We start from the raw sequence: 586 nt of genomic DNA, 5'->3' as shown, positions 1-586 counted from the left end.
TTCGGCAAGTGTTCCGCCAACTTGCCCGGCCCCGAGAATGATTATTTTCATATGACTCTCTGCTTTGCCTCGAAGGTATTAGCCTGAGTAAACAGCACTAATACGAGATATTCAGCTTTTAACAAGTTTAGCGTAATAGAATCCATCGCCATCTTCAGGATGTGGAAGATTCTGTCGGCCCGGTTTTTCCATCGTTCCGGTTTCAACCAGCGTAGCATCCTGATGTGATTCGAGGAATGAGGCTATTTGCTGGCAGTTTTCATCCGGCAAAATCGAACAGGTGGCGTACACCATGATCCCTTTACTTTTTAGCCGTGGCCAGATGGCATCAAGAATTTCTTTTTGGAGGCTGGCGAGTTCGGCAATATCACTGTCTCTGCGCAGCCATTTGATGTCAGGATGCCGGCGGATAACGCCCGTCGCTGAACAGGGGGCATCGAGAAGAATGCGGTCGAAAATGCGATCACCTGCCCACATCTGCGGCTCGCGCCCATCGCCTTGCTTCACTTCCGCGCTGAGTTTCAAACGCTGAAGGTTTTCATGAACACGTTTCAAACGTTGCTCATCCACATCAACAGCGAGAACA

1 protein-coding gene is annotated in these 586 nt (G+C 49.7%); it reads right to left on the bottom strand.

From position 1 onward, the window contains the following. Nucleotides 1-111: 111 nt before the first annotated feature. Nucleotides 112-586, bottom strand: a 475-nt coding sequence (locus tag AC1DUO_RS26080) for a 16S rRNA (cytosine(967)-C(5))-methyltransferase (RefSeq protein WP_477989638.1), incomplete at its 5' end; no start/stop codon positions are given.

The organism is Rahnella sp. P4_A8, from assembly GCF_056402435.1.
The sequence above is the reverse complement of the archived record's forward strand: the minus strand, read 5'-3'. Positions and strand labels throughout refer to the sequence as shown.